This window comes from Microbacterium sp. LTA6, assembly GCF_045690355.1.
In the GTDB taxonomy this organism is placed as follows: Bacteria; Actinomycetota; Actinomycetes; order Actinomycetales; family Microbacteriaceae; genus Microbacterium.
In genome coordinates, this window is sequence record NZ_CP147855.1 from 3338346 (window position 1) to 3363044 (window position 24699).

Sequence of the window (24699 nt, forward strand, 5' to 3'; positions counted from 1 at the left end):
TCCCCCGGAGGAGAACATGACCAACCCGATCGCCGACCCCGGCCACGGACACTCGCCTGCGGCTTGGGCCGCCGTCGTGATCATGCTCGTCGGCTTCACCGTCGGCACTGTCGCGTACTGCCTGGCCGAGTTCAGCCCCGTCTGGGTCGCGCTCATCTGGGTGGGGGCTGCCATCGTCCCGGTCGGTGCGATCGTCGGCTGGATTCTCGCGAAGGCGGGTTACGGCGTGAAGGGCCCCAAGTACTCGCCGAAGGCGCACTAATGGTCCTCGCCGACCTGACGGCCGGCGCTGTCGCAGACGCCGAGCGTCGCGCCCTCTCCCGACCGCTGGCCGCTGTCGAGAAGGCGGCGCTGGCACGCCCGGCAGCGAAGGATGCTCTCGCGGCACTCGCACCCGCAGAACAGGTCAAGGTCATCGCCGAGGTCAAGCGGGCAAGTCCCTCCCGCGGTGCTCTGGCCGAGATCCCGGATCCTGCCCACCAGGCGTCTCTCTACGAGATCGGCGGCGCCTCCGCGATCAGCGTCCTCACCGAGGAGCGCAGGTTCGGCGGCAGCCTCGCCGACCTCGAAGCGGTCACCGCCCGCGTCTCCGTCCCCGTGCTCCGCAAGGACTTCATCGCGACGCCCTACCAGGTGCTCGAAGCCCGTGCCGCCGGTGCCGACCTCGTGCTGCTCATCGTCGCCGGTCTCGAGCCGGCCGTACTGCGCGATCTGTACGCGCTGATCGGCGAACTCGGCATGACGCCGCTCGTCGAGACGCACTCGGCCGATGAGCTCGAACAGGCCATCGATCTGGGTGCGCCGCTCATCGGGGTCAACGCGCGCGACCTGAAGACCCTCGAGCTCGACAGAGATCTCTTCGGGCGGCTCGCCGACCGCATCCCGAGCACATCCGTGAAGATCGCCGAATCCGCCGTGCTCACCCCCGACGATGTCGCCCACTACCGCTCGGCAGGTGCCGATGTCGTGCTCATCGGCGAGGCGCTCGTCACCGGCGATCCGGTCGCCACACTCAAGAGCTTCCTGGAGGTGAAGGGATGAGTCTGCGCGACCAGCAGGGACCGTTCTTCGGTGAGTACGGCGGGCGTTACATGCCCGAGTCGCTCATCGCCGCCATCGACGAACTCAGCGCCGCCTACACCGCCGCTGTCGCCGACCCGGCGTTCCGCGCCGAGCTCGCGTCGCTCCTGAGCTCGTACGCCGGCCGCCCGTCCGCGCTCACCGAGGTGCCCCGTTTCGCCGCACACGCCGGCGGGGCGCGGGTCTTCCTGAAGCGCGAAGACCTCAACCACACCGGTTCGCACAAGATCAACAACGTGCTCGGGCAGGCGCTGCTGACGAAGAGGCTCGGCAAGACCCGGGTCATCGCCGAGACCGGTGCAGGCCAGCACGGTGTGGCCACCGCAACGGCAGCCGCGTTGTTCGGGCTGGAATGCACCATCTACATGGGCGAGGTCGACACCGAGCGCCAGGCGCTCAACGTCGCCAGGATGCGGCTGCTGGGCGCGGAGGTCGTGCCCGTCACCACGGGCTCGCGCACCCTCAAAGACGCGATCAACGACGCGTACCGCGACTGGGTCGCCTCGGTGGAGACCACGAACTACATCTTCGGAACGGCCGCAGGCCCGCATCCGTTCCCCGCGATGGTCCGCGACTTCCAGAAGATCATCGGCGAAGAGGCGCGCCAGCAGCTCCTCGATGAGATCGGCCGGCTTCCGGACGTGGTCGTCGCCTGTGTCGGCGGCGGGTCGAATGCGATCGGCATGTTCGACGCGTTCCTCGACGACGAGGGCGTCGCGCTCTACGGCGTCGAGGCGGCAGGCGATGGCATCGACACCGCTCAGCACGCTGCCTCCATCGAACGCGGTCGCCCCGGCGTGCTGCACGGCGCGCGGACGTACGTGCTGCAGGACGAAGACGGCCAGACCATCGAATCGCATTCGATCTCCGCTGGACTCGATTACCCGGGGGTCGGACCGGAGCATTCCTGGCTGGCCGACATCGGCCGAGCCGAGTACATCCCGGCGACCGACGACGAAGCCATGCAGGCACTGCGCCTGCTCAGTCGCACCGAAGGGATCATCCCCGCGATCGAGTCCGCGCACGCGCTGGCCGGCGCCCTGCGACTCGGACGCGAGCTCGGTCCGGATGCCGTGATCGCGGTATGCCTCTCGGGCCGTGGCGACAAGGACATGGACACCGCCGCGCGCTACTTCGACCTCTACGATTCGACCACCGAGGCGCAGGAGGGCAACGCATGAGCCGCGTGGAACAGGCGATCCAGAAGGCGCACGACGCCGGGCGGACCGCCTTCATCGGCTACCTGCCCGTCGGGTTCCCCGACCTGGACACCAGCATCCAGGCCGCCATCGCGCTCGCTGAGAACGGCGTCGACATCATCGAACTCGGCCCGCCCTACAGCGACCCGGTGATGGACGGAGCGATCATCCAGGAGGCGACCAGAACCGCTCTGGCTGCCGGATACCGCACCGCCGATCTCTTCACCGCGCTTCGCGAGATCACCGCCGCGACGGATGTCCCGGTCGTCGTGATGACGTACTGGAACCCCGTGCTCCAGTACGGCGTCGACCGTTACGCGGATGACCTGCTCGCCGCCGGCGGTGCGGGCCTCATCACGCCGGACATCACCCCCGAGTCCGCAGCGGAGTGGATCGCGGCCAGTGAGCGCACCGGCCTCGACCGTGTCTTCCTCGCGGCTCCCACCTCGACCGATGAGCGTCTCGACCTTGTCGTCGCGTCCTCGACCGGCTTCGTGTACACCGTCTCGACGATGGGCATCACCGGTGAGCGCGCCGACCTCGATCGTGCCGCGCGCACCTTGGTCTCCCGCCTCCGCGAGCACGGCGTCGGTCGCGCCTGCGTCGGCATCGGCATCTCCACGGCAGACCAGATCGCCGCTGTGGGGGAGTACGCCGACGGCGCGATCGTCGGCACCGCGCTCGTCCGCGCCCTCCGTGACGGCGGCGTTCCCGCCCTCGCCGAGGTCACCCGTACCCTGGCCGCCGGCGCTGCGTCGGCACGCCCCGCACACGAGAACTAGAATCGCAATCATGTCCCTCGCGCTCCACAGCACCGTCAACGGCGTGCTCGCCAGCATCCCGAGCCCCCCGGTCTCGTTCATCGACCTGGGCCCGGTCCGCATCCACTTCTACGCGCTCTGCATCATCACCGGCATCATCGCTGCGGTGCTGCTGACGAATCATCGCCTCACCAAGCGTGGCGCGGAGCCGTGGGTCGTGATCGACATCTCGATCCTCGCGGTACCGCTGGGCATCATCGGCGCCCGGATCTTCCACGTGCTCACCCACCCGAACGACTACTTCGGTGAGGGCATCAACACGTGGAATCCGTTCGAGCCCGGTTCCGTGTGGGCGATCTGGGAGGGCGGCATCGCCATCTTCGGTGCGCTCATCGGCGGTGCCGTCGGTGCATACCTCGGATGCCGGTGGACCGGCATCCGCTTCTGGACCTTCGCCGACGCGTTGGCACCGGGACTGCTGCTCGCTCAGGCCTTCGGACGCTTCGGCAACTGGTTCAACCACGAGCTGTTCGGATTGCCGACGGATCTGCCTTGGGGCCTCGAGATTGAATCCACGAACAGCGCCTTCCCCCCGGGACTGCCTGAGGGCACGCTGTTCCACCCCACTTTCCTCTACGAAGTGATCTGGAACGGTCTCGGCGTCATCGTGCTGCTCTGGATCAGCCGCAAGGCGACCGCATTCCAGTGGGGCCGGCTGTTCGCGATCTACCTGATCTGGTACAGCGCCGGCCGTGTGGTGTGGGAATCGATCCGCATCGACCCGAGCGAGATCATCCTCGGCCTGCGCAGCAATGTCGCGGCCGCCATCATCGGTGTCGTCGTCGGTCTCGTGATCCTCGTTGTACAGACTCGCCGCCACCCGGGCCTCGAGCCCTCGCCGTACATGACGGGTCGAGGCCGGAAGGATCTCGAGGCTGATGTAGTATCGCTAACGAATCCCTCCGAATTCGTGGACCTGAGTGAGCCTCCGTCCGACGAAGTCACCGCAGGAGCTACCGCCACAAGCACCGCTCCCACGGACACCGAAGGTTCCCGATAGCCTTCAGGTCCGTGAGGACCCATCGCATCGCCCGGCCAATGACGTCCCCGGGTCACTTGAAGATCTGAGGACGGTACCGCATGGAATCGAGCGACCTCCGCACGCCCCCCGGCTTCCCTGTCAAACAGGGCATGTACAACCCAGCGTTCGAGAAGGACGCGTGCGGTCTGGCAATGGTCGCCACGCTGCGTGGCGAGGCAGGGCACGACATCATCGCGCTGGCACTCGAGGCGCTCCGCAACCTCGAGCACCGCGGCGCGATCGGCTCGGATGCCGGAACCGGAGACGGTGCCGGCATCCTCACGCAGATGCCCGACGAGTTCCTGCGCGCCGTGACCGGATTCGAGCTTCCGCCGGTCGGCGAGTACGCGGCGGGCTTGGCGTTCCTTCCTCGCGATTCCGGACAGCGTCGCCAGCAGAAGGCCGGCATCGAGAAGATCGCACGTGCGGAGGGCCTCCGCGTCCTCGGCTGGCGTGAGGTCCCGACCGTGAACGAGCACCTCGGCAAGCTCGCCGACGAGGCTCGTCCCGCGTTCGAGCAGTTGTTCGTGAGCGCCGGGGGAGCGACCGTCGAAGAGGCACCGCTCACCGGCATCGCCCTGGATCGGGTCGCTTACCGTCTGCGCAAGCGCGCCGGTCACGAGCTTGGCGCCTACTTCGTCTCGCTCTCCTGCCGCACTCTCGGCTACAAGGGCATGGTCACCACGCTCCAGCTCGAGCCGTTCTACCCCGATCTGCAGGACGAGCGCTTCGCCTCGGAACTCGCGGTCGTGCACTCCCGCTACTCGACGAACACCTTCCCGTCGTGGCCGCTCGCGCAGCCGCTGCGCATGCTCGCGCACAACGGCGAGATCAACACCGTCGGCGGCAACCGCAACTGGATGCGCGCACGGCAATCGCAGCTGGAATCCGAGCTGCTCGGCGACATGGCACCGCTGCTGCCGATCTGCACCGACGGTGCCAGCGACTCGGCATCCTTCGACGAGGTGCTCGAGCTGCTCACGCTGACCGGGCGCAGCCTGCCGCACGCGATCATGATGATGGTGCCTGAGGCGTACGAGAAGCAGGCCGACATCACGCCGGAGCTCCGGTCGTTCTACGAGTACCACTCCAACCAGATGGAACCGTGGGACGGACCGGCCGCGCTCATCTTCACCGACGGCACGCTCGTCGGCGCGACGCTCGACCGCAACGGGCTTCGCCCGGGGCGCTGGACCGAGACGACCGACGGGCTGATCGTGATCGGTTCGGAGACGGGCGTTCTCACGTTCGAGCCGGAGCGGATCAAGCGCCGCGGGCGCCTGCAGCCGGGCAAGATGTTCCTCGTCGACACCGCGCAGCGACGCATCGTCGAGGACGAAGAACTCAAGCAGGACCTCGCCACGCTCCATCCGTGGCAGGAATGGCTGGATGCCGGGGCGGTCCGCCTCGCGGATCTGCCGGAGCGCGAGCACATCGTGCATCCGCCGGCATCGATCACTCGGCGTCAGCGCACCTTCGGTTACACCGAGGAGGAAGTGCGCATCCTGCTCACCCCGATGGGACAGAACGGCGTCGAGCCGCTCGGTGCCATGGGGTCGGACACGCCGATCGCCGTGCTCAGCAAGCGCCCGCGTCTGCTCTTCGACTACTTCACGCAGCAGTTCGCCCAGGTGACGAACCCGCCGCTGGACTCGATCCGCGAAGAGGTGGTGACGAGCCTGAAGCTCGGCCTCGGACCGGAGTCCAACCTGCTCACGTGGGGTCCGGAGCACACCCGCACGGTGTCACTCGACTTCCCGGTCATCGACAACGACGAGCTGGCCAAGATCCGGCACATCGACAGGGCGCTGCCCGATCGCTCGAGCGTCACGATCCGCGGGCTCTATCACTTCGACGCTGATGCGCAGAGCCTGCAGAACCGGCTCACCGAGATGTGCGCCGAGGTCGATCAGGCCATCGAGGACGGAGCGGAGTTCATCATCCTCTCCGACCGCGACTCGAACAAGGACCTCATCCCGATCCCGTCGCTGCTCATGATCTCGGCGGTTCATCACCACCTGATCCGCCGGGAGAACCGGATGAAGGTGGGTCTGATCGTCGAGGCCGGCGACGTCCGCGAAGTGCACCACGTGGCCACGTTGATCGGCTACGGCGCATCCGCGGTCAACCCGTACCTCGCGATGGAGACGGTCGAGCACCTCGTTCGAACCGGATACATCACAGGCATCACCCCGGAGAAGGCCGTACGCAATCTGATCTATGCGCTCGGCAAGGGCGTGCTGAAGATCATGTCGAAGATGGGCATCTCCACGGTGTCCTCGTACGCCGGCGCACAGGTCTTCGAGGCGGTCGGTCTCAGCCAGGATTTCATCGACGCGTACTTCACGCGCACCGAATCGAAGCTCGGCGGAATCGGCATCGAGGATGTCTTCGCCGAGAACCAGGCACGCCACGACTACGCCTATCCCGAGGATGCCGCGGCTCGGGCGCACGAGCGTCTGTGGACGGGCGGCGAGTACCAGTGGCGTCGCGACGGATCGCCGCACCTGTTCAGCCCGGAGACGGTGTTCAAGCTGCAGCACGCCACACGCACGCGCCGCTACGACATCTTCCGCGAGTACACGAAGCTGGTCGATGACCAGGCATCCGAGCTGAAGACGCTCCGTGGCCTGTTCAAACTGCGCACCGGAACCCGCAAGCCGGTACCGCTGGACGAGGTCGAGTCGGTCTCCGACATCGTGAAGCGTTTCTCCACCGGCGCGATGAGCTACGGCTCCATCTCACGCGAGGCGCATGAGACGCTCGCGATCGCGATGAACCGGATCGGCGGAAAGTCGAACACCGGCGAAGGCGGAGAAGACGCCGATCGCCTCGTCGACCCTGAGCGCCGCAGCGCCATCAAGCAGGTGGCATCCGGCCGATTCGGCGTGACCAGCCTGTACCTCACCGAGGCCGACGACATCCAGATCAAGCTCGCCCAGGGTGCGAAGCCCGGCGAGGGCGGACAGCTGCCGCCGACGAAGGTGTACCCGTGGGTGGCGCGCACGCGTCACGCGACCGCCGGCGTCGGGCTGATCTCCCCGCCTCCGCACCACGACATCTACTCGATCGAAGACCTCAAGCAGCTGATCTTCGATCTGAAGAGGGCCAACCCCGAGGCGCGCATCCACACGAAGCTCGTCAGCCAGTCCGGCATCGGCGCGGTCTCGGCCGGTGTCGCGAAGGCGCTCAGCGACGTCATCCTGGTCTCCGGCCACGACGGCGGCACGGGTGCGAGTCCCCTCAACTCTCTCAAGCACGCCGGAACGCCGTGGGAGCTCGGACTTGCCGAGACGCAGCAGACCCTGATGCTCAACGGCATGCGCGACCGTGTGGTCGTGCAGGTGGACGGCCAGCTGAAGACCGGCCGCGACGTGATCATCGGCGCCCTCCTGGGTGCCGAGGAGTTCGGCTTCGCGACCGCGCCCCTGGTGGTCAGCGGCTGCATCATGATGCGCGTCTGCCACCTCGACACCTGCCCGGTCGGCGTCGCCACGCAGAATCCTGCTCTTCGGGAGCGGTTCACCGGCAAGCCGGAGTTCGTCGTCAACTTCATGGAGTTCATCGCCGAAGAGGTGCGCGAACTGCTGTCCGAGCTCGGCTTCCGCTCGCTCGACGAGATCGTCGGTCGCACCGAGTTCATCGAGGTGAACGGCGCGATCGAACACTGGAAGGCCGAAGGCCTGGACCTCAGCCCGGTACTGGACGGACCGGCGTTCCCCGCCGGCGAGCCCCGCCGGAGCGGACGCAGCCAGGATCACGAACTCGACAAGCACTTCGACGTCGCCCTGATCGACATCGCGAAGGATGCGCTGCTGAACGGCGAGCCGGTGCTGGTCGAATTGCCCATCAGCAACACCGAGCGAGCCGTCGGGACGATGCTCGGCCACCAGGTGACCGCGCGGCACGGCGCCGGGGGTCTCGCTCGCGAGACCATCGACATCACGCTGCACGGCACCGCCGGTCAATCGCTCGGTGCGTTCCTGCCGCCTGGCATCATCCTCCGCCTGGAGGGCGACGCCAACGACTACGTCGGCAAGGGTCTGTCCGGTGGCGACATCACGATCCGGCCGCCGCGCGGCTCGGTGATCGCTCCGCACGAGAACGTCATCGCGGGCAACGTGATCGGTTACGGTGCGACGTCGGGCACGATGTTCATCTCGGGTGTCGTCGGCGAACGGTTCCTGGTGCGCAACTCCGGAGCGACGGCAGTCGTCGAAGGCGTCGGCGATCATGCCCTCGAGTACATGACCGGCGGTCTCGCCGTGATCCTGGGCACGACCGGACGCAACTTCGGTGCCGGTATGTCCGGGGGAGTGGCGTACGTTCAGTCGCTGCGCACCGAGAAGATCAACGCGCAGTCCCTCGACAGCGGCGAACTGCTGCTGGAACCGCTCGACCGAGCCGATCTCGAGGTGCTGCGGAGTCTTCTCGTCGCGCACGTCGAGCGCACGGCATCGCCGCTGGCGGCCGGCATCCTCGAACAGTTCGAGACCGCCGCATCCGAATTCGTGAAGGTTCTCCCGCGTGACTTCGCCGCTGTGCGCAGCATGCGTGAGGAAGCAGTGGCCGAGGGCATCGACCCTGACGGCGACATCGTGTGGAACCGCATCCTGGAGGTGACCGGTGGCTGATCCCAAAGGTTTTCTGAAGGTCACCGAGCGTGAGCTTCCTGCCCGACGCCCGGTGCCGGTACGCATCATGGACTGGAAAGAGGTCTACCAGCCCGGCGATCAGGCGGTGCTGCGACGCCAGGCCAGCCGATGCATGGACTGCGGTGTGCCGTTCTGCCACTCCGGCTGCCCCCTCGGCAATCTCATCCCGGAGTGGAACGATCTGACCTGGCGCGGCGAAGGCCGTGCGGCGATCGAACGTCTGCACGCGACGAACAACTTCCCGGAGTTCACCGGTCGCCTCTGCCCGGCCCCGTGCGAGAGCTCCTGCGTGCTGGGGATCAACCAGCCGGCGGTCACGATCAAGCAGATCGAGGTCTCGATCATCGACGAGGCCTTCGCGAAGGGCTGGGTCGACGCACAGCCGCCGGCACGCCTGACCGGCAAGACCGTCGCCGTCGTCGGCTCGGGCCCCGCCGGACTCGCCGCCGCGCAGCAGCTGACCAGGGCCGGTCACACCGTGGCCGTCTTCGAGCGCGATGACCGCATCGGCGGACTGCTGCGCTACGGCATCCCGGACTTCAAGATGGAGAAGACCCACCTGGAGTCCCGCCTGCGGCAGATGCAGGAAGAGGGCACGCGTTTCCGCGCCGGTGTCGAGATCGGCAAGGACATCTCCTGGGCCGACCTCCGGGCTCGCTACGACTCCGTGGTCATCGCCACCGGGTCGACCGTGCCCCGCGACCTGTCGATCCCCGGCCGCGACCTCGCAGGTGTGCATTTCGCGATGGAGTACCTCGTCGAGTCGAACCACGCCGTCGCCGGCGACACGGTGCCGGAGCAGATCACGGCCGAGGGCAAGCACGTCATCGTCATCGGCGGCGGCGACACCGGCGCCGACTGCATCGGAACCGCTCACCGCCAGGGTGCGCTCAGCGTCACCAACCTCGCGATCGGCAAGCAGCCGGGCGAAGAGCGTCCTGACCACCAGCCGTGGCCGATGATGCCGACCATCTTCGAGATGCAGTCCGCGCACGAGGAAGGCGGAGAGCGGGTCTTCCTCGCTTCCACCGTCGAGTTCCTCTCGAACGAGGTCGGCGAGCTTCGCGCCCTGCGTGTTGCCGAGACCGAGTACGTCGACGGGCGCCGCGTCCCCAAGAGCGGCACGGAGCGGGAGATCCCCGCTGACCTCGTGCTGATCGCCATGGGCTTCACCGGCCCGGAGCAGGATGGCTTCACCGAGGACACCCGCCCGCAGGTGACCGACCGTGGTGCGTTCCAGCGGGATGCCTCGTACGAATCGACCGTTCCTGGCGTCTTCGTCGCGGGTGACGCCGGGCGCGGGCAGTCCCTGATCGTCTGGGCGATCGCCGAAGGACGAGCCGCCGCTGCGAACGTCGATCGGTTCCTCATGGGCTCCACCGTGCTCCCCGTGCCGGTGGGCCCGAATGATGTCGCGCTCGGCCTTCAGCCCGCGTAGGCTGAGCCGCGGCACCGTCGCCTGATTTCTATCCCCCTCTAATCTGGAGTATCTGTTGAGACGCGCGAAAATCGTCGCCACCCTGGGCCCTGCCACTTCCACCTACGACACCGTGCGCGCACTGATCGACGCCGGAGTGGATGTCGCCCGCCTGAACCTCAGCCACGGTGACTACTCCGTGCACGAGAACAACTACGCGAACGTCCGTCGCGCTGCCGAGGACTCCGGTCGTGCCGTTGCGATCCTCGTCGACCTCCAGGGGCCGAAGATCCGCCTCGGCAAGTTCGAGGGCGGCCCCTATGAGCTCGAGGTCGGTGACATCTTCAAGATCACCACCGAAGACATCATCGGCAACAAGGACATCTGCGGCACCACGTTCAAGGGCCTCCCGCAGGACGTCAACGCCGGAGACTTCCTCCTCATCGATGACGGCAAGGTCAAGGTCGAGGTCGTCGAGACCGACGGCGTGACCGTGACGACCCGCGTGGTCGTGGCCGGAGCGGTCTCGAACAACAAGGGCATCAACCTTCCCGGCGTGGCTGTGAACGTGCCGGCGCTGAGCGAGAAGGATGAGGACGACCTGCGTTGGGGCCTGCGCATCGGCGCCGACCTCATCGCGCTGTCGTTCGTGCGCAACGCCAGCGACGTCGAGCGAGTGCACGAGATCATGGCCGAGGAGGGCGTGAAGATCCCGGTCATCGCCAAGATCGAGAAGCCGCAGGCGGTCGACGCGCTCGAGGGAATCGTCGACGCGTTCGACGGCATCATGGTCGCCCGCGGCGACCTCGGTGTGGAGCTTCCGCTCGAGGCAGTGCCGATCGTGCAGAAGCGGGCCGTCGAACTCGCTCGCCGCATGGCGAAGCCTGTCATCGTCGCCACGCAGATGCTCGAGTCGATGATCAACAGCCCGGTGCCGACGCGCGCCGAGACCTCCGATGTCGCCAACGCCGTCCTCGACGGCGCCGACGCGGTGATGCTCTCCGGTGAGACCAGCGTGGGCGACTACCCGGTCATCGTCGTCGAGACGATGGCACGGATCATCGAATCCACCGAAGAGCACGGTCTCGAGCGCATCGCGCCGCTCAACACCAAGCCGCGCACGCAGGGCGGCGCGATCACACTCGCGGCGCTCGAGGTGGCCGAGTTCGTCGATGCGAAGTTCCTCTGCGTGTTCACGCAGTCCGGAGACTCCGCCCGGCGCCTCTCGCGACTGCGCTCGCGCATCCCGATGCTCGCGTTCACGCCGGAGCCCGGCATCCGCCGTCGCATGGCACTGACCTGGGGCATCCGCTCGACGCTCGTCGATCTGGTCCAGCACACCGACCTCATGTATCTCCAGGTCGACACCTATCTGCTCACCAACGGCCTCGCGGAGACCGGTGACCGGGTCGTCGTGATCTCGGGATCCCCTCCCGGAATCGTGGGTTCCACGAACGACATCCGAGTCCACAAGGTCGGGGACGCCGTCGGCGGCGCCGCCCCCATCTACAAGGCTGTCATCTGACGCACTGACGCGAGGAGGGTCGGGACCAGACGGTCCCGACCCTCTTGCGTGTCGCGGCCACGAACGTCAAGCCCCCGACGCCGTTCTTCCTGGCGGGAGTACGGTGGCAAACATGGTGAACCACCCGCACGATGCCGGTCGCACTTCGCCGGTCACGGAACGCGTGACGGAGTGCTGAAAGCGGCAGCCTGGTGGCTCCTGGACTATGTCTATGCGGCCTACTGGCAGACGCGCGCGCTGATGAGCCGAACGGATGCATCGACATTCCGTACCGGGAATCGCGCACCGATCATCGTCCTGCCCGGTATCTACGAGACCTGGCGGTTCATGCAACCGATCGTCGAAGCGCTGCATGCGCGCGGACATCCGGTGCATGTCATCGAGACGCTCGAGCGGAACCTGCAATCCGTGGCCGAGATGGCGGACCAGGTCACGGATTACCTGCAGCGGTACGACCTGGGCGACGCGGTTCTCGTCGCCCACAGCAAGGGCGGCCTCGCCGGCAAGCTCATGATGACCAGCGCGGCGTCTGACCGGGTGCGGGGCATGATCGCCGTCGCCACGCCGTTCGGTGGATCGAGGTATGCCCGAATGATGCCGACACGCACCCTGCGAGCATTGTCGCCGGATGATCCGTCGATCGTGGGTCTCACGCAGGATCGCACGGCGAATTCGAGGATCATCTCGATCTTCGCGCGCTTCGATCCGCACATTCCGGAGGGGAGCGAGCTCATCGGAGCGACCAATATGCGTCTCGAGACGGGTGGTCATTTCCGGATACTCGCCCACCCGCGCGTCGTCGCCGAGATCGCCGTCTTCGCGGGCTGAGGAAAACGGCTGTGCACGGCATGACAGGTCGCCCCATTGAAGTGCCGGCGGTGGGACTCGAACCCACACGCCCTTTCGGACAAAGCATTTTGAGTGCTCCGCGTCTGCCATTCCGCCACGCCGGCTCGTGTGTCGCGTCTTCGACTTTAGCGCAGCGAGCGCCCTGCTCTGCTCAGCACGATCGCTCACCGTCCGTTCAGCGGCCTCTCCAGTAGGATGGGTCTGTGACCGAGCAAGAACAGCAAGAGCATGTTGAGCCGTCTGAGCAGCCGACAGCATCCGCACCCCGACGCGTCGTCGTCGCAGAGGACGAATCGCTGATCCGCCTCGACATCGTCGAGATCCTCCGTGACAACGGCTTCGACGTCGTAGGCGAGGCCGGTGACGGCGAGACGGCCGTTCAACTGGCGACCGAGCTGCGCCCGGATCTCGTCATCATGGATGTCAAGATGCCGCAGCTCGATGGCATCAGCGCCGCCGAGAAGCTCCACAAGGGGAACATCGCCCCCGTCGTGCTGCTCACCGCGTTCAGCCAGAAGGAACTCGTCGAGCGCGCGAGCGAGGCGGGCGCTCTCGCCTACGTCGTCAAGCCGTTCACTCCGAACGACCTCCTCCCGGCGATCGAGATCGCGCTGGCCCGTCACGAGCAGATCATCACGCTCGAGGCCGAGGTCGCCGATATGGTCGAGCGCTTCGAGACCCGCAAGCTGGTCGATCGTGCCAAGGGCCTGCTCAACGAGAAGATGGGCCTGAGCGAGCCGGAAGCTTTCCGCTGGATCCAGAAGGCGTCCATGGACCGCCGACTGACCATGCAGGATGTCGCCAAGGCGATCATCGAGCAGCTCGCACCGAAGAAGTAGTGTTCGCACTCGACGCGGAGCACATCCTGCGTCCGGTGCACACCGGTGACGGGGTGGCGCTCGCGCGCGCGTACACAGCCAATCGAGCGCATCTGGCGCCCTGGGAGCCGACGAGAAGCGAAGCGTTCTTCACGTCCGAGGACCAGGAACGGCATGTCGCAACCTGCCTGGAGGATGCAGCGACGGGTCGCGGCGTTCGATTCGTGATCGAATCAGCCGATGGCGAGATCCGCGGCCGCGTGAACCTGAACAACATCGTCCGCGGCGCCTTCTGGAGCGCGGACCTCGGCTACTGGGTCGACGGCGCGCGTCAGGGGAGGGGGCTCAGCACGAGAGCTGTCGCTCAGGTCGTTTCCTACGCTCGGGACGAGGTGCGTCTGCATCGGCTGCAGGCGGCGACTCTCGTCCACAATCACGGTTCGCAGCGCGTGCTGGGCGCGAATGGATTCGAGCGGATCGGCGCCGCTCCTCGCTATCTGAAGATCGCGGGGAAGTGGCAGGACCACATCCTGTTCCAGCGGATCCTCGAGGAGCCGCTCAGCGTGCCGCCGGCACGTCCTTGATCATGTTCGTGATGCGGATCGTCGAGCAACGGCGGCCCTGATCGTCGGTCACGACGATCTCGTGCACAGTGACGCTGCGGCCGAGGTGGATCGGCGTGCAGATGCCGGTGACGACCCCCGAGGTCGCGGATCGGGTGTGCGTGGCGTTGATGTCCACACCGACTGCCAGGCGGCCAGGGCCCGCGTGCAGGTTCGCAGCCATCGATCCGAGCGATTCGCCGAGGACGACGTACGCGCCGCCGTGCATCAAGCCGACGGGCTGCGTGTTGCCTTCGACCGGCATGGTCGCGACACAGCGCTCGAGGCTGAACTCGAGGAACTCCATGCCCATCTTCTGGGCGAGCGCGCCCATCCCGCGGGCGGTGGCCCAGTCGAGTCCTTCGGTCGTCGCGGTCTCGCTCATCGATCCTCCTCAGCGGGTGTCTGTCGTCCTCGTTAGGCTGACAGGGTGACGGACTCCGCAAAGCCTACCCTCATGGTCGTCGACGGCCATTCGCTCGCCTATCGTGCATTCTTCGCCCTCCCGGTCGAGAACTTCACCACGAAGGACAATCAGCACACGAACGCCATCTACGGCTTCCTGTCGATGCTGGTGAACCTCATCAAGGCCGAGCAGCCGACGCATATGGCGATCGCGTTCGACACCTCCCGCCATTCCTTCCGTACTGACGTGTACCCCGAGTACAAAGCGACCCGATCGGAGAGCCCGCAGGAGTTCCGTGGACAGATCCCGCTCCTGCAGGACTGCCTCGCGGCGATGTCCATCCAGGTGCTCACAAAGGAGGGGATCGAGGCCGATGACATCCTCGCGACTCTCGCGAGCCAGGGCGCCGAGCAGGGATTCGAGGTTCTCGTCGTCTCCGGCGATCGTGACACGATCCAACTGGTGACGGATGACGTGACCCTGCTGTATCCGTCGGTGCAGGGAGTCTCGCAGCTGAAGCGCTACGACCCGACGACGGTTCAGGAACGCTACGGAGTGCGCCCGGAGCAGTACCCCGACATCGCCGCGCTCGTCGGCGAGACCAGCGACAATCTGCCCGGCGTCCCCAAGGTGGGGGAGAAGACCGCCGTCAAGTGGCTGACGCAGTTCGGTTCGCTCGATGAACTGCTGGAGCGCGCAGGCGAGATCAAGGGTGTCGTCGGCGGAAATCTCCAGACCCACATCGAAGATGTCCGCCGTAACCGGCAGCTGAACCGGCTCCTCCGCGATGTGGAGCTTCCGGTCGGCCCGGCAGACCTCGAGGTCGCTCCGATCGATGCGCAGGCCGTTCGTGACATCTTCGCGCGCCTCGAGTTCCGCACGCTGCTGCCCCGCGTCTTCGAGGCGGTCGGGGCCGGAGAGGTCGCCGAGGATCCGGCATCCGTCGTCGTGCTGCCGACACCGGTCGAAGTGACGCCGGCAGAGCTCGCCGCCTGGGCGCAGGCGCAGTCCGGTGACGTGGCGCTTCGGATTACCACCGCGGGAGGTCTCCCGACGCGCATCGGCGCCGCCACCGAGACGGAGCTGCGCGAGACCGACTGGAACGACGGCAGTGCCGAGTCGATGCGCGCCTGGCTCGAGTCCGATGCCCCGAAGGTCTTCCACGATGCCAAGCCTCAGGTGAAGTCGCTGCGCCGCGTCGGCATCCAGCTCGCCGGACTGGCGTACGACACGAATCTCGCCGGCTGGCTGCTGCGGCCGAGCTACCCGGACAAGACGCTCGCCGACCTCGTGGAGCGATACCTCGGTGAGAAGTTGCCGCAGGCGGATCCGACGCAGCTCGTCCCCGAGACAGAGGGCGCCACTCCCGCTCAGGAGGCGTGGTTCACGCTGCGAACGGCGGCCGCCCTTCGTGAGGACATTCCGGAGAGCGTGTCGCAGGTGCTCATCGACATCGAGCTGCCGACCCTGCTCACGCTTGCCGATATGGAAGTCGCCGGGGTCGCCGTCTCGCATGACGTGCTCTCGACGTTCTCCACCGAGCTGGCCACGCGCGCCGAGGCGCTCGCCCAAGAGGCATTCACGGTCGTCGGACGCGAGTTCAATCTGGGGTCCCCGAAGCAGCTGCAGGAAGTGCTCTTCGAAGACCTTCAGCTTCCCAAGACCCGCAAGACGAAGACCGGTTACTCCACGGATGCCGCGGTTCTCGTCGACCTGCAGGAGACGAATCCGCATCCGTTCCTGAACCTGCTGCTCCAGCACAGGGAGGCGACGAAGCTCCGGCAGATCATCGAGTCGCTCGACACCGCGATCGGCGATGACCACCGGGTGCACACGACCTACGTGCAGACCGGGAGCCAGACCGGCCGGCTCTCCAGCACCGACCCGAACCTGCAGAACATCCCGGTGCGCACTGAGGAGTCGCGTCACATCCGCAGCGCCTTCCAGGTGGGCGACGGCTACGAGACCCTGCTGACCGCCGACTACTCGCAGATCGAGATGCGCATCATGGCTCACCTCTCCGGCGACGAGGGACTCGTCGAGGCCTTCAACAGCGGAGAGGACCTGCACCGATTCGTCGGTGCACGGGTATTCGGTGTCGAACCGAGCGATGTCACCTCGGCGATGCGCACGAAGGTCAAGGCGATGTCGTACGGCCTCGTCTACGGGCTGTCGGCGTTCGGCCTGTCCAAGCAGCTGCGCATCGAACAGTCCGAAGCGAAGCAGCTCATGGTCGAGTACTTCGCACGATTCGGTGCTGTGCGCGATTATCTGCGCGCCTCGGTGATGAAGGCGAAGGAAGTCGGTTACACCGAGACTATCTTCGGACGACGTCGTCCTTTCCCCGACCTCGCCAGCCCCAACCGAGTACTGCGCGAGAACGCCGAGCGCGCAGCGCTCAATGCACCGATCCAGGGCAGTGCGGCCGACATCATGAAGATCGCGCTGTTCCGCATCCACGACGATCTGCGCACGGAGGGCCTCGCCTCGCGCGCGTTGCTCCAGATCCACGATGAGCTCGTCGTCGAGGTCGCACCGGGGGAGTGGGACGCGGCGGAGCGCATCGTCCGCACGCGAATGGGCGGCGCCGCGGAGCTGTCGGTTCCGCTCGACGTGCAGGTCGGACGCGGGCAGAACTGGAACGAAGCGGCGCACTGAGAGCAGGGACACGACGGGCGACCGGAGCCTGCTGGCGCGGGGGTCGAGGGATAGGCTGGAGGGATGACTTCAGCCCCCCGTACTCCCTCTGCCATCGACAAGGTCGCCGATGAATGGGTCGACACCATTGCCGTGCTATCTCCGACGCTCGGCACCTACATCGGACGCACTGAGGCGGGCGATCGCTTCGGCGATCTCAGCCCTGCCGGACTCGAGGAGATCACTGAGGCGACCCGCGCGACCCTCGGCAAGCTCTCGGCATTGGAGCCCGTCGACGCGATCGACGAGGTCACGAAGACCGATCTGAGCGCCGAACTGCAGCTCGACCTCGACCTCCACGACGCGAACTGGCATCTGCGCGACCTGAACGTGATCGCCTCCGCCGCCCAGGACGTCCGAGCGGCCTTCGACCTGATGCCGACGGCCACGGCCGACGACTGGAGCGTCATCGCGAAGCGTCTCGCCGCCGTTCCTGATGCACTGCGCGGCTACACCGAGACGCTTCGCGAGGGGATCGCACAGGGCGTGACCCCGGCTCGACGGCAGGTCGTCGAGGTCGCCTCGCAGATCGTTCGGTACACGGCAGACGACGGGTTCTTCGCCGCGTTCGTCGCGGAGGCCACGCCGGACGAGGGGCAGCTGCCCGCGTCGCTCGCGCGCACGCTCGCCGACAACTCGGCCGCGGCACGCGTCGCCTACGACGACCTTGGCCGATTCCTCGCCGACGAGCTGGCGCCCGTCGCCGGTGGCGTCGACGCAGTCGGCCGCGAGCTGTATGCCCTCAACTCGCGTCGGTTCCTCGGCGCGACGATCGACCTCGACGAGACCTACGAGTGGGGTCGTGAAGAGCTGGCCCGCATGGTGGCCGAGCAGACCGCCATCGCCAACGAGATTCTGCCCGGCGCATCGGTCGAAGAGGCCGTCGCGCACCTCGAGGCGGATCCCGCCCGCAAGCTCGTCGGCACCGAGGCGCTGCAGCGCTGGATGCAGGAGACCAGCGATCGTGCGGTCGCCGAGCTCGGTGCGACGCACTTCGACATCCCGGAGCAGATCCGCACGCTCGAGTGCATGATCGCCCCGACACAGGAAGGCGGGATCTACTACACCGGCCCGACGGATGATTTCTCCCGTCCCGGGCGGATGTGGTGGTCGGTGCCCGAGGGCGTCACCGAGTTCGACACCTGGCGTGAGCTGACCACGGTCTACCACGAGGGCGTTCCGGGACACCACCTGCAGATCGCTCAGGCGGTGCACAACCGCGCAGAACTGAACTCATGGCGTCGTCTTCTCGCCGGCACTTCTGGGCACGCCGAGGGCTGGGCATTGTACGCAGAGCGCCTGATGCAGCAGCTCGGCTATCTCGACGATCCGGCCGATCGCCTGGGCATGCTCGACGGCCAGCGGATGCGCGCGGCCCGCGTCGTCCTCGACATCGGTGTGCACCTCGGCAAGCCCCGCCTTGACGGAACGGGTATCTGGGACGCCGAGTACGCGCTGGACTTCATGCGGCAGAACGTCAACATGTCGGACCAGTTCGTGCAGTTCGAGGTCAACCGCTACCTGGGGTGGCCGGGACAGGCTCCGTCGTACAAGGTGGGACAACGCATCTGGGAGCAGGTGCGCGATGCGTACCAGGCCGAGCGAGGCGCGGACTTCGACATCAAGGAGTTCCACAAGCGCGCTCTCGACATGGGCGGCGTCGGGCTCGACACGCTGCGCACCGCGCTGCTGCGCTGACCAGCACTCGGCGCGGTCTCCCTGATCTCGGGAACCGTGCGGGTCGTTGCCGGGAATGCCGGAGCGATCCGCACGGTTCATTCATGTGAATACGAAAGGCTGACGCACATGGATATCGAGTTCGGGCTGGACACATTCGGCGACATCACCCGCGACGCGGACGGAACGCTGCTCACCGCAGCGCAGACGATCCGCAACATCGTGGCTCAGGCCGAGTTGGCAGACGCCGTCGGCGTCGACTTCTTCGGAGTGGGGGAGCACCACCGCACCGAGTTCGCCGTCTCTGCGCCGGAGATGGTGCTCGCAGCGATCGCCGCGCGCACGAAGAGCATTCGTCTCGGCACGGCGGTGACCGTGCTGTCATCGGATGACCCGGTGCGCGTGTTCGAGCGGTTCTCCACGTTGGACGCGCTTTCCGGCGGTCGCGCAGAGGTGGTGCTGGGCCGCGGATCGTTCACGGAGTCCTTCCCGTTGTTCGGATACGACCTGCGAGACTATGAGGCTCTTTTCGAGGAGAAGCTCGACCTCTTCGTGGAGCTGCTCAAGGAGCAGCCGGTGACCTGGTCCGGAACGATGCGCGCGTCTTTGGAGAACGCGGATGTCTTCCCCAAGACCGAGAACGGCCTTCGCACGTGGGTCGGGGTCGGTGGCAGCCCGGAGTCGGTGGTGCGCGTCGCTCGTCACGGTCTCGGTCTGATGCTGGCCATCATCGGCGGGCCGGCCGTGCGCTTCAAGCCCTTCGTCGAGCTGTACCACCGCTCGGTCGCCGCATTCGGTACGACCTCGCATCCGATCTCCGTGCACTCACCCGGGCACATCGCCGCCACCGACACGGAGGCGTGGGACGCCGCGTACTCCGGATTCGAGGCGATGAACAACACCATCGGGCGCGAACGAGGCTGGCCGCAGTACAGTCGGGCGCGGTTCCAGAATGACGTCGGCCCGGAAGGCGCGCTGTACGTCGGCTCGCCGGACCGGGTCGCCCAGAAGATCGCCGACACCGTCACGACGCTCGGCCTCGGCCGATTCGATCTGAAGTACGCGACCGGAACGCTCTCGCACGACGCGATGATGCGCAGCATCGAGCTCTATGGCACCGAGGTGATTCCGCGGGTGCGCGCCATCCTCGACGCGAAGAACTGAGCCGTCACGGCGCAGCGCGTGGCCTCGGCGCACGTTTACGATGAGGAGCATGGCCAACACCGCCTTGCCGAGTCGTGCTTCGCTCGCCGAGCGTCTCGATGAGCTCCCGTTCACCCGCAGGCACGCCCGGCTTCTGACCGGTTCCGGCCTCGGGTGGGCTCTTGACGCGATGGATGTCGGGCTGATCTCGTTCATCCTCGCCGCGCTCGTCCAGCAGTGGGATCTCACCCGGACGGAAGCGGGGTGGATCGCTTCGGTCGGATTCGTCGGCATGGCGGTCGGCGCGACGCTGGGCGGATTGCTCGCCGATCGTCTGGGGCGACGCCAGGTGTTCGCCATCACCCTTCTCGTCTACGGCATCGCAACGGGTGCCAGCGCGTTCGTCGGCGGCCTCGCCGCCCTGCTCGCGCTCCGGTTCTTGGTCGGCCTGGGACTGGGCGCCGAACTGCCGGTGGCCTCCACATACGTCAGCGAGTTCGCTCCAGCCAGGATCCGCGGGCGACTGATCGTGATCCTCGAGGCGTTCTGGGCGGTCGGGTGGACGGCGGCCGCCCTGATCGGCTACTTCGTCATCCCTGCATCCGCCGACGGCTGGCGCTGGGCATTCGCGCTCGGCGCGATCCCCGCGCTCTACGCGCTCGTCGTGCGCTGGGGGCTGCCCGAGTCGCCACGATGGTTGGCATCGCGCGGTCGCATCGCCGAAGCAGAACGCATCGTTGCTGCTTTCGAGGCGGATGCCGGCGTGGTCGCAGAACCCGCGATCCGCAAGGAGCCGCCGTCCCGTTCCATCGCGGTGACCGCACGTGCGCGCCTGCAGACCCTCTGGAACCCGGAGTTCAGCAGAAGGACGATCTGCCTCTGGCTCGTGTGGCTCACCGTCAACTTCGCGTACTACGGCGCGTTCATCTGGATCCCTAGCATCCTCGTCGAGGCGGGATTCGATCTCGTGAGATCCTTCGGCTTCACGCTCATCATCACCCTCGCCCAGCTCCCCGGTTACGCGGTCGCGGCGTGGCTGATCGAGGTGTGGGGGAGACGCACCACCCTCTCCGTCTTCCTCGTGGGCTCAGCCGTCTCGGCGGTCTTCTTCGGCACCGCGACGACAGAGCCGGCGATCATCGCCTCCGGCATGGCACTGTCGTTCTTCAACCTGGGCGCCTGGGGCGCTCTCTACGCCGTGACTCCGGAGATCTACCCGACGTCGCTGCGCGCCACCGGTGCCGGCTGGGCCGCGGGTGTCGGTCGGATCGCGTCGATCGTGGCTCCGCTCGTGGTGCCGATCCTGCTGGTCGCGGGCGGCGCACCGCTGCTCTTCGCGGTCTTCGGCGCGTGCTTCCTCATCGCAGCAACCGCCGCCTGGGGCCTTGTCGATCGCAAGGGTGTCGCGCTCGACGACCGCTGATCCCGGTTCTGGGCGGTCGCTGCCGGGCATATTCTGGACGGGTGACTGACGTGCGTTTCGTGGCGATCGGCGACTCCTTCACCGAGGGCGTCGGCGACGTCCTACCCGATGGCCGGGAGCGAGGCTGGGCCGACCTCGCTGCACAAGGCTGGGCGAACGCCGCGGGACACTCGATCCAGTACGCGAACCTCGCCATCCGGGGCCGGCTCGCCTGGCCGATCGTCGAGCAGCAGCTCGAACCTGCGCTGGCTCTTCACCCCACTCACCTCTCATTCAACGGCGGCGGCAATGACATGCTGCGTCCGCGCACCGACGTCGAACATATCGCCGACGCGTTCAGCCGGGTCCTGCGCCGGTGCGACGAAGAGGGAGTCACCATGATCCTCCTGTCGGGGGCGAACCCCAGTGGTCAGCTCCCGATGGGCAACGTCGTGCAGCGACGCGGCGACCTGCTCTCCGAAGCCGTGCTGCGTCGCGTCGAACATCGTCCCGATGTGATCCGCGCCCTCAACTGGCCGGATAACGAGTTGGCCCGCGCCCCGTACTGGTCCGAGGACCGTCTGCACATGAACGCCGCCGGGCACCACCGAGTGGCGGCACGCGTGCTGCACGCGCTCGGATTCGAGCCACCGGAGACGTGGTGGGCACCGCCGGAGCGCACAACCACCGGTCGCTCCGGGCTCGCCTACTACCGTGAGCACGTGGGGCCGTGGGTCAAGCGTCGCGTGACCAGGACGTCGTCAGGCGATGGACGCGCGGCCAAGTACCCCACGTGGGTCGACCGAGTGCCGCAGTGAACCAGGTGGCAGCCAGGTCATGACGGGCGACATCGAACTCGCGCGGATCTCCGAAGGATCGGTCACGCTGCACGACGCACGGCGGAAGATGCAGCGCGTCGTAGAACTCGCCGAGTTCGAGATCGGGGTGTATCCCATCACCGAGGAGCAGCTCGCAGAGATCCTCGGGATATCGGCACGGAATCCACGCCATCCCGCGCGCGATGTCAGCTGGCTGCGCGCTGTACGAATCTGCAACGCCGCGTCCGATTGGGAAGGCCTGGATCCGGCCTACCGATTCGACGGCGAGGACGTCACCTGGGACGTGACCGCAGACGGTTATCGGCTTCCCACCGAAGCCGAGTGGGAGTTCGCGTGCCGTGCCGGTTCGACCGGCCCCCACTACGCACCGCTCACGGATGCCGCGTGGACCAGCGCCGACGGTGTGAACACGCCGCAGCCGGTCGGTCTCAAGCTCCCCAACCTCAACGGCCTGTTCGACACGCTCGGCAACGTGTGGGAATGGTGCTGGGATCTGCTCGATCCCGCGCGATACGACGACTATCGCGTGTTCCGCGGCGGCGGCTTCGCCGACGACGCCTGGAGCGTGCGCGCATCGGTGCGCCGAGGAGGTGCTCCGCGCATGCATCACGAAGACGTCGGGTTGAGGCTCGCGCGCGGCGCCTTCGACACACCCGGTGAGGCACAGGGCTGGTCGGCGCGAGCCGACCGGGAGCGGGCGTTGATCGACGGGGCGCTCCCGTCCGGTTGGACGCCTCGTGGGCAGTGAGAGCGCGGGTCAGGGCCGCATCTGCTTGATCATGTAGCGGTTCGGATCTTCGGCGGGGGCGAATCCGTACTGGGCGTAAAGGCCATGGGCATCTGCTGTTGCCAGGAGCATCCGGGTGAGGCCGAGCGGCTGCAGATCCTCGATGACATTCTCGATGAGCATCTTTCCGATCCCCCTTCCGCGTGCCTCCTCCGCGACGAAGACATCACACAGCCACGCGAAGGTGACGGCATCCGTGACCACGCGCGCGTAGGCGACCTGCTCACCGGATGTATTCCAGATCCCGTAGTTACGGGACCCGTCGATGGCGGCATCCTGCACCTCACGCGCGCGGCCGGCGGCCCAATAGGACTGTTCGCTCAGCCAGGCATGCACGCGCTCGCGATCGATGCGGGAGGTGTCATTCGAGAAGATGTAGGACGAAGGCATGATCCATCCTACGAACCCGGATCAACGGCGACGGACGCGTTCGGGGTCGAGTCCCATCCGGATGCGGGTGCGTTTGCGTTCGATCACGATGAAGACCACCCCGATGATCCACAGGGGGATCGGCGTCAGGAAAGCGATGCGGAACGCGTCGAGGGAGTAGGTCTCCGGGGTCCCTGCACCTTGCATGTCGAGGGCGAGTCCGATGAGGAAGATCGCGATGAGCGCAGCGATGAAGCCACCCGCGTTCGTGACACCGGTCGCGGTGCTGAGGCGATGAGACGGGTTGTGCGTTCGCGCGTGGTCGAAGGCGATCATCGATGCGGGTCCGCCGGTGGCGAGGGCGACAGCAAGTGCGTACAGGAGCCAGACGGGCGCTGGGCCAGGGAGTGCGATGACGCTCACCCAGGCGACCAATTGCACGGCGACGGCTGGCAGCACGAGGGCGTACGAACGCTGGTTGGGGATGCGCCGGGACAGCTCGCCGATCACCGGACCGAGTGCCATACCGGCGATGACATAGACCGAGATGATTCCGGCCGCGTGCGCGGTGCTGAGGCCTTGGCCTGCGGTGAGGAAGGGCATTCCCCAGAGCAGCACGAACGCGGTTCCGGCGAACGGCGTGGTGAAATGCGACCAGAACGCGAGGCGTGTACCGGGGTGGGCCCAGGAGGCACGGATGCCGACTCCGGTGTCGATCGCGGAGGTGACGACGCGGATGACTCCGGTGTCGGTGTTGACGGACACGTCGGCACCGCGTTCCGGCGGGTGATTCCGGATGACCATCGCGACGAGGATCGAGAACAGCACACCGAGCCCGGCGATACTCCCGAACGTGATGGTCCAGCTCGTCGCGTGCAGGAACGCGGCGAGCGGGACGAGTGCCACCAGCTGACCCGCTTGACCGATGATCCCGGTGAACTGCACCATGAGCGGGGCGCGTTGGGCGGGAAACCAGGTCGCGACCAGCCGGAGAACGGCGGGGAAGATCGCCGCGTCACCAGCGCCGAGCAGGATGCGGGCAATGAGCGCGACACCGATGCTGGGCGAGAGCGCCATCGTCAGCTGACCGGCCGCCATGAGGAGCATGCCGATCGTCATGATCGGCCGAGATCCATAGCGGTCGAGCAGCACGCCCACCGGGATCTGCATGCCTCCGTAGACCGCGAGCTGGACGACGGCGAAGAGCGCGAGAGTGGCGGCGTCCGCCTGGAAACGATCCGCGGCGTCGACGCCGACCGCGCCGAGCGAGGTGCGATTCGTGATGGCGAGGACGTACGCGGCGACGCCGACGGACCAGATCAGCCACGCACGCCATCCCGGTCGCGCAGTGGGGGAGACGGGGATGGTGCGCACAAGTCAACGCTACTCCTG

20 protein-coding genes and 1 tRNA gene are annotated in these 24699 nt (G+C 66.9%); 17 read left to right on the top strand and 4 right to left on the bottom strand.

Annotated features, from left to right (window positions below; genetic code table 11):
* The first annotated feature begins 16 nt into the window (after positions 1–16).
* From LTA6_RS15860 to LTA6_RS15900, 9 genes are all read left to right on the top strand, one after another.
* Positions 17–262, top strand: a complete 246-nt coding sequence (locus tag LTA6_RS15860; RefSeq protein ID WP_341974788.1) for an HGxxPAAW family protein — start codon at positions 17–19, stop codon at positions 260–262.
* On the top strand, positions 262–1041 hold the full coding sequence (trpC, locus tag LTA6_RS15865; protein ID WP_341974790.1) for an indole-3-glycerol phosphate synthase TrpC: 780 nt from the start codon (positions 262–264) through the stop codon (positions 1039–1041). The genes LTA6_RS15860 and trpC overlap by 1 nt, the downstream gene beginning before the upstream one ends.
* Positions 1038–2261: a tryptophan synthase subunit beta gene (gene trpB, locus LTA6_RS15870; protein ID WP_341974792.1), complete on the top strand. Its 1224-nt coding sequence runs from the start codon at positions 1038–1040 to the stop codon at positions 2259–2261. The genes trpC and trpB overlap by 4 nt, the downstream gene beginning before the upstream one ends.
* The gene (gene trpA / locus LTA6_RS15875; protein ID WP_341974795.1) at positions 2258–3061 is read left to right on the top strand and encodes a tryptophan synthase subunit alpha; all 804 of its coding nucleotides are present in this window, start codon (positions 2258–2260) and stop codon (positions 3059–3061) included. Before trpB ends, trpA begins: the two co-directional genes overlap by 4 nt.
* 10 nt (positions 3062–3071) lie before the next feature.
* Positions 3072–4100, top strand: a complete 1029-nt coding sequence (gene lgt / locus LTA6_RS15880) for a prolipoprotein diacylglyceryl transferase (RefSeq protein WP_341974797.1) — start codon at positions 3072–3074, stop codon at positions 4098–4100.
* A gap of 80 nt (positions 4101–4180) precedes the next feature.
* On the top strand, positions 4181–8755 hold the full coding sequence (gene gltB, locus LTA6_RS15885; protein WP_341974799.1) for a glutamate synthase large subunit: 4575 nt from the start codon (positions 4181–4183) through the stop codon (positions 8753–8755).
* Positions 8748–10214 carry a glutamate synthase subunit beta gene (locus LTA6_RS15890; protein ID WP_341974801.1) on the top strand — a complete coding sequence of 489 codons (1467 nt, stop codon included), beginning with the start codon at positions 8748–8750 and terminating at the stop codon, positions 10212–10214. The genes gltB and LTA6_RS15890 overlap by 8 nt, the downstream gene beginning before the upstream one ends.
* Before the next feature lie 55 nt (positions 10215–10269).
* Complete coding sequence (gene pyk / locus LTA6_RS15895) at positions 10270–11718, top strand: pyruvate kinase (RefSeq protein WP_341974803.1); 1449 nt, start codon at positions 10270–10272, stop codon at positions 11716–11718.
* A gap of 171 nt (positions 11719–11889) precedes the next feature.
* Positions 11890–12546, top strand: coding sequence for an alpha/beta hydrolase (locus LTA6_RS15900; protein WP_341974804.1), 657 nt, complete (start codon positions 11890–11892; stop codon positions 12544–12546).
* 42 nt (positions 12547–12588) lie between these two features.
* Here LTA6_RS15900 and LTA6_RS15905 read toward each other — a convergent pair.
* Positions 12589–12671, bottom strand: a tRNA-Leu gene (locus LTA6_RS15905).
* Positions 12672–12770: 99 nt separating this feature from the next.
* Here LTA6_RS15905 and LTA6_RS15910 point away from each other — a divergent pair.
* Positions 12771–13406: a response regulator gene (locus LTA6_RS15910; protein ID WP_341974806.1), complete on the top strand. Its 636-nt coding sequence runs from the start codon at positions 12771–12773 to the stop codon at positions 13404–13406.
* Positions 13406–13969, top strand: a complete 564-nt coding sequence (locus tag LTA6_RS15915; RefSeq protein ID WP_341974808.1) for a GNAT family N-acetyltransferase — start codon at positions 13406–13408, stop codon at positions 13967–13969. The genes LTA6_RS15910 and LTA6_RS15915 overlap by 1 nt, the downstream gene beginning before the upstream one ends.
* On the opposite strand, the gene LTA6_RS15920 is transcribed toward LTA6_RS15915, so the two are convergent.
* Complete coding sequence (locus tag LTA6_RS15920) at positions 13944–14372, bottom strand: hotdog fold thioesterase (RefSeq protein ID WP_341974809.1); 429 nt, start codon at positions 14370–14372, stop codon at positions 13944–13946. The two genes, LTA6_RS15915 and LTA6_RS15920, sit on opposite strands and share 26 nt — an antisense overlap.
* A gap of 45 nt (positions 14373–14417) precedes the next feature.
* Here LTA6_RS15920 and polA point away from each other — a divergent pair, with 45 nt between their 5' ends.
* From polA to LTA6_RS15950, 6 genes are all read left to right on the top strand, one after another.
* Positions 14418–17051 (top strand): DNA polymerase I, encoded by a 2634-nt coding sequence (polA, locus tag LTA6_RS15925; RefSeq protein WP_341974810.1) that lies wholly within the window; start codon positions 14418–14420, stop codon positions 17049–17051.
* Positions 17052–17114: 63 nt separating this feature from the next.
* Entirely contained in the window at positions 17115–18788 is a 1674-nt protein-coding gene (locus LTA6_RS15930) for a DUF885 domain-containing protein (RefSeq protein ID WP_341974811.1), read from the top strand.
* 108 nt (positions 18789–18896) lie between these two features.
* The gene (locus tag LTA6_RS15935) at positions 18897–19931 is read left to right on the top strand and encodes an LLM class flavin-dependent oxidoreductase (protein WP_341974812.1); all 1035 of its coding nucleotides are present in this window, start codon (positions 18897–18899) and stop codon (positions 19929–19931) included.
* A 49-nt stretch (positions 19932–19980) separates the two neighbouring features.
* On the top strand, positions 19981–21333 hold the full coding sequence (locus LTA6_RS15940; protein ID WP_341974814.1) for an MFS transporter: 1353 nt from the start codon (positions 19981–19983) through the stop codon (positions 21331–21333).
* A gap of 50 nt (positions 21334–21383) precedes the next feature.
* Positions 21384–22130, top strand: a complete 747-nt coding sequence (locus LTA6_RS15945; RefSeq protein WP_341978424.1) for an SGNH/GDSL hydrolase family protein — start codon at positions 21384–21386, stop codon at positions 22128–22130.
* Between the two features lie 19 nt (positions 22131–22149).
* A complete protein-coding gene (locus LTA6_RS15950; RefSeq protein WP_407358232.1) occupies positions 22150–22899 on the top strand; it encodes a formylglycine-generating enzyme family protein in 750 nt (249 codons plus the stop codon).
* 9 nt (positions 22900–22908) lie between these two features.
* Here LTA6_RS15950 and LTA6_RS15955 read toward each other — a convergent pair whose 3' ends face one another.
* Positions 22909–23328, bottom strand: coding sequence for a GNAT family N-acetyltransferase (locus LTA6_RS15955; protein ID WP_407358233.1), 420 nt, complete (start codon positions 23326–23328; stop codon positions 22909–22911).
* A 21-nt stretch (positions 23329–23349) separates the two neighbouring features.
* A complete protein-coding gene (locus tag LTA6_RS15960; RefSeq protein WP_341974820.1) occupies positions 23350–24681 on the bottom strand; it encodes an MFS transporter in 1332 nt (443 codons plus the stop codon).
* Positions 24682–24699 lie beyond the last annotated feature (18 nt).

What these genes read in the sequence shown, in the direction of transcription:
- LTA6_RS15860 (WP_341974788.1), top strand. Translation starts at nt 17, where the DNA reads ATGACCAACCCGATCGCCGACCCCGGCCACGGACACTCGCCTGCGGCT.
- trpC (WP_341974790.1), top strand. Translation starts at nt 262, where the DNA reads ATGGTCCTCGCCGACCTGACGGCCGGCGCTGTCGCAGACGCCGAGCGT.
- trpB (WP_341974792.1), top strand. Translation starts at nt 1,038, where the DNA reads ATGAGTCTGCGCGACCAGCAGGGACCGTTCTTCGGTGAGTACGGCGGG.
- trpA (WP_341974795.1), top strand. Translation starts at nt 2,258, where the DNA reads ATGAGCCGCGTGGAACAGGCGATCCAGAAGGCGCACGACGCCGGGCGG.
- lgt (WP_341974797.1), top strand. Translation starts at nt 3,072, where the DNA reads ATGTCCCTCGCGCTCCACAGCACCGTCAACGGCGTGCTCGCCAGCATC.
- gltB (WP_341974799.1), top strand. Translation starts at nt 4,181, where the DNA reads ATGGAATCGAGCGACCTCCGCACGCCCCCCGGCTTCCCTGTCAAACAG.
- LTA6_RS15920 (WP_341974809.1), bottom strand. Translation starts at nt 14,372, where the DNA reads ATGAGCGAGACCGCGACGACCGAAGGACTCGACTGGGCCACCGCCCGC.
- LTA6_RS15930 (WP_341974811.1), top strand. Translation starts at nt 17,115, where the DNA reads ATGACTTCAGCCCCCCGTACTCCCTCTGCCATCGACAAGGTCGCCGAT.
- LTA6_RS15935 (WP_341974812.1), top strand. Translation starts at nt 18,897, where the DNA reads ATGGATATCGAGTTCGGGCTGGACACATTCGGCGACATCACCCGCGAC.
- LTA6_RS15940 (WP_341974814.1), top strand. Translation starts at nt 19,981, where the DNA reads ATGGCCAACACCGCCTTGCCGAGTCGTGCTTCGCTCGCCGAGCGTCTC.
- LTA6_RS15950 (WP_407358232.1), top strand. Translation starts at nt 22,150, where the DNA reads ATGACGGGCGACATCGAACTCGCGCGGATCTCCGAAGGATCGGTCACG.
- LTA6_RS15955 (WP_407358233.1), bottom strand. Translation starts at nt 23,328, where the DNA reads ATGCCTTCGTCCTACATCTTCTCGAATGACACCTCCCGCATCGATCGC.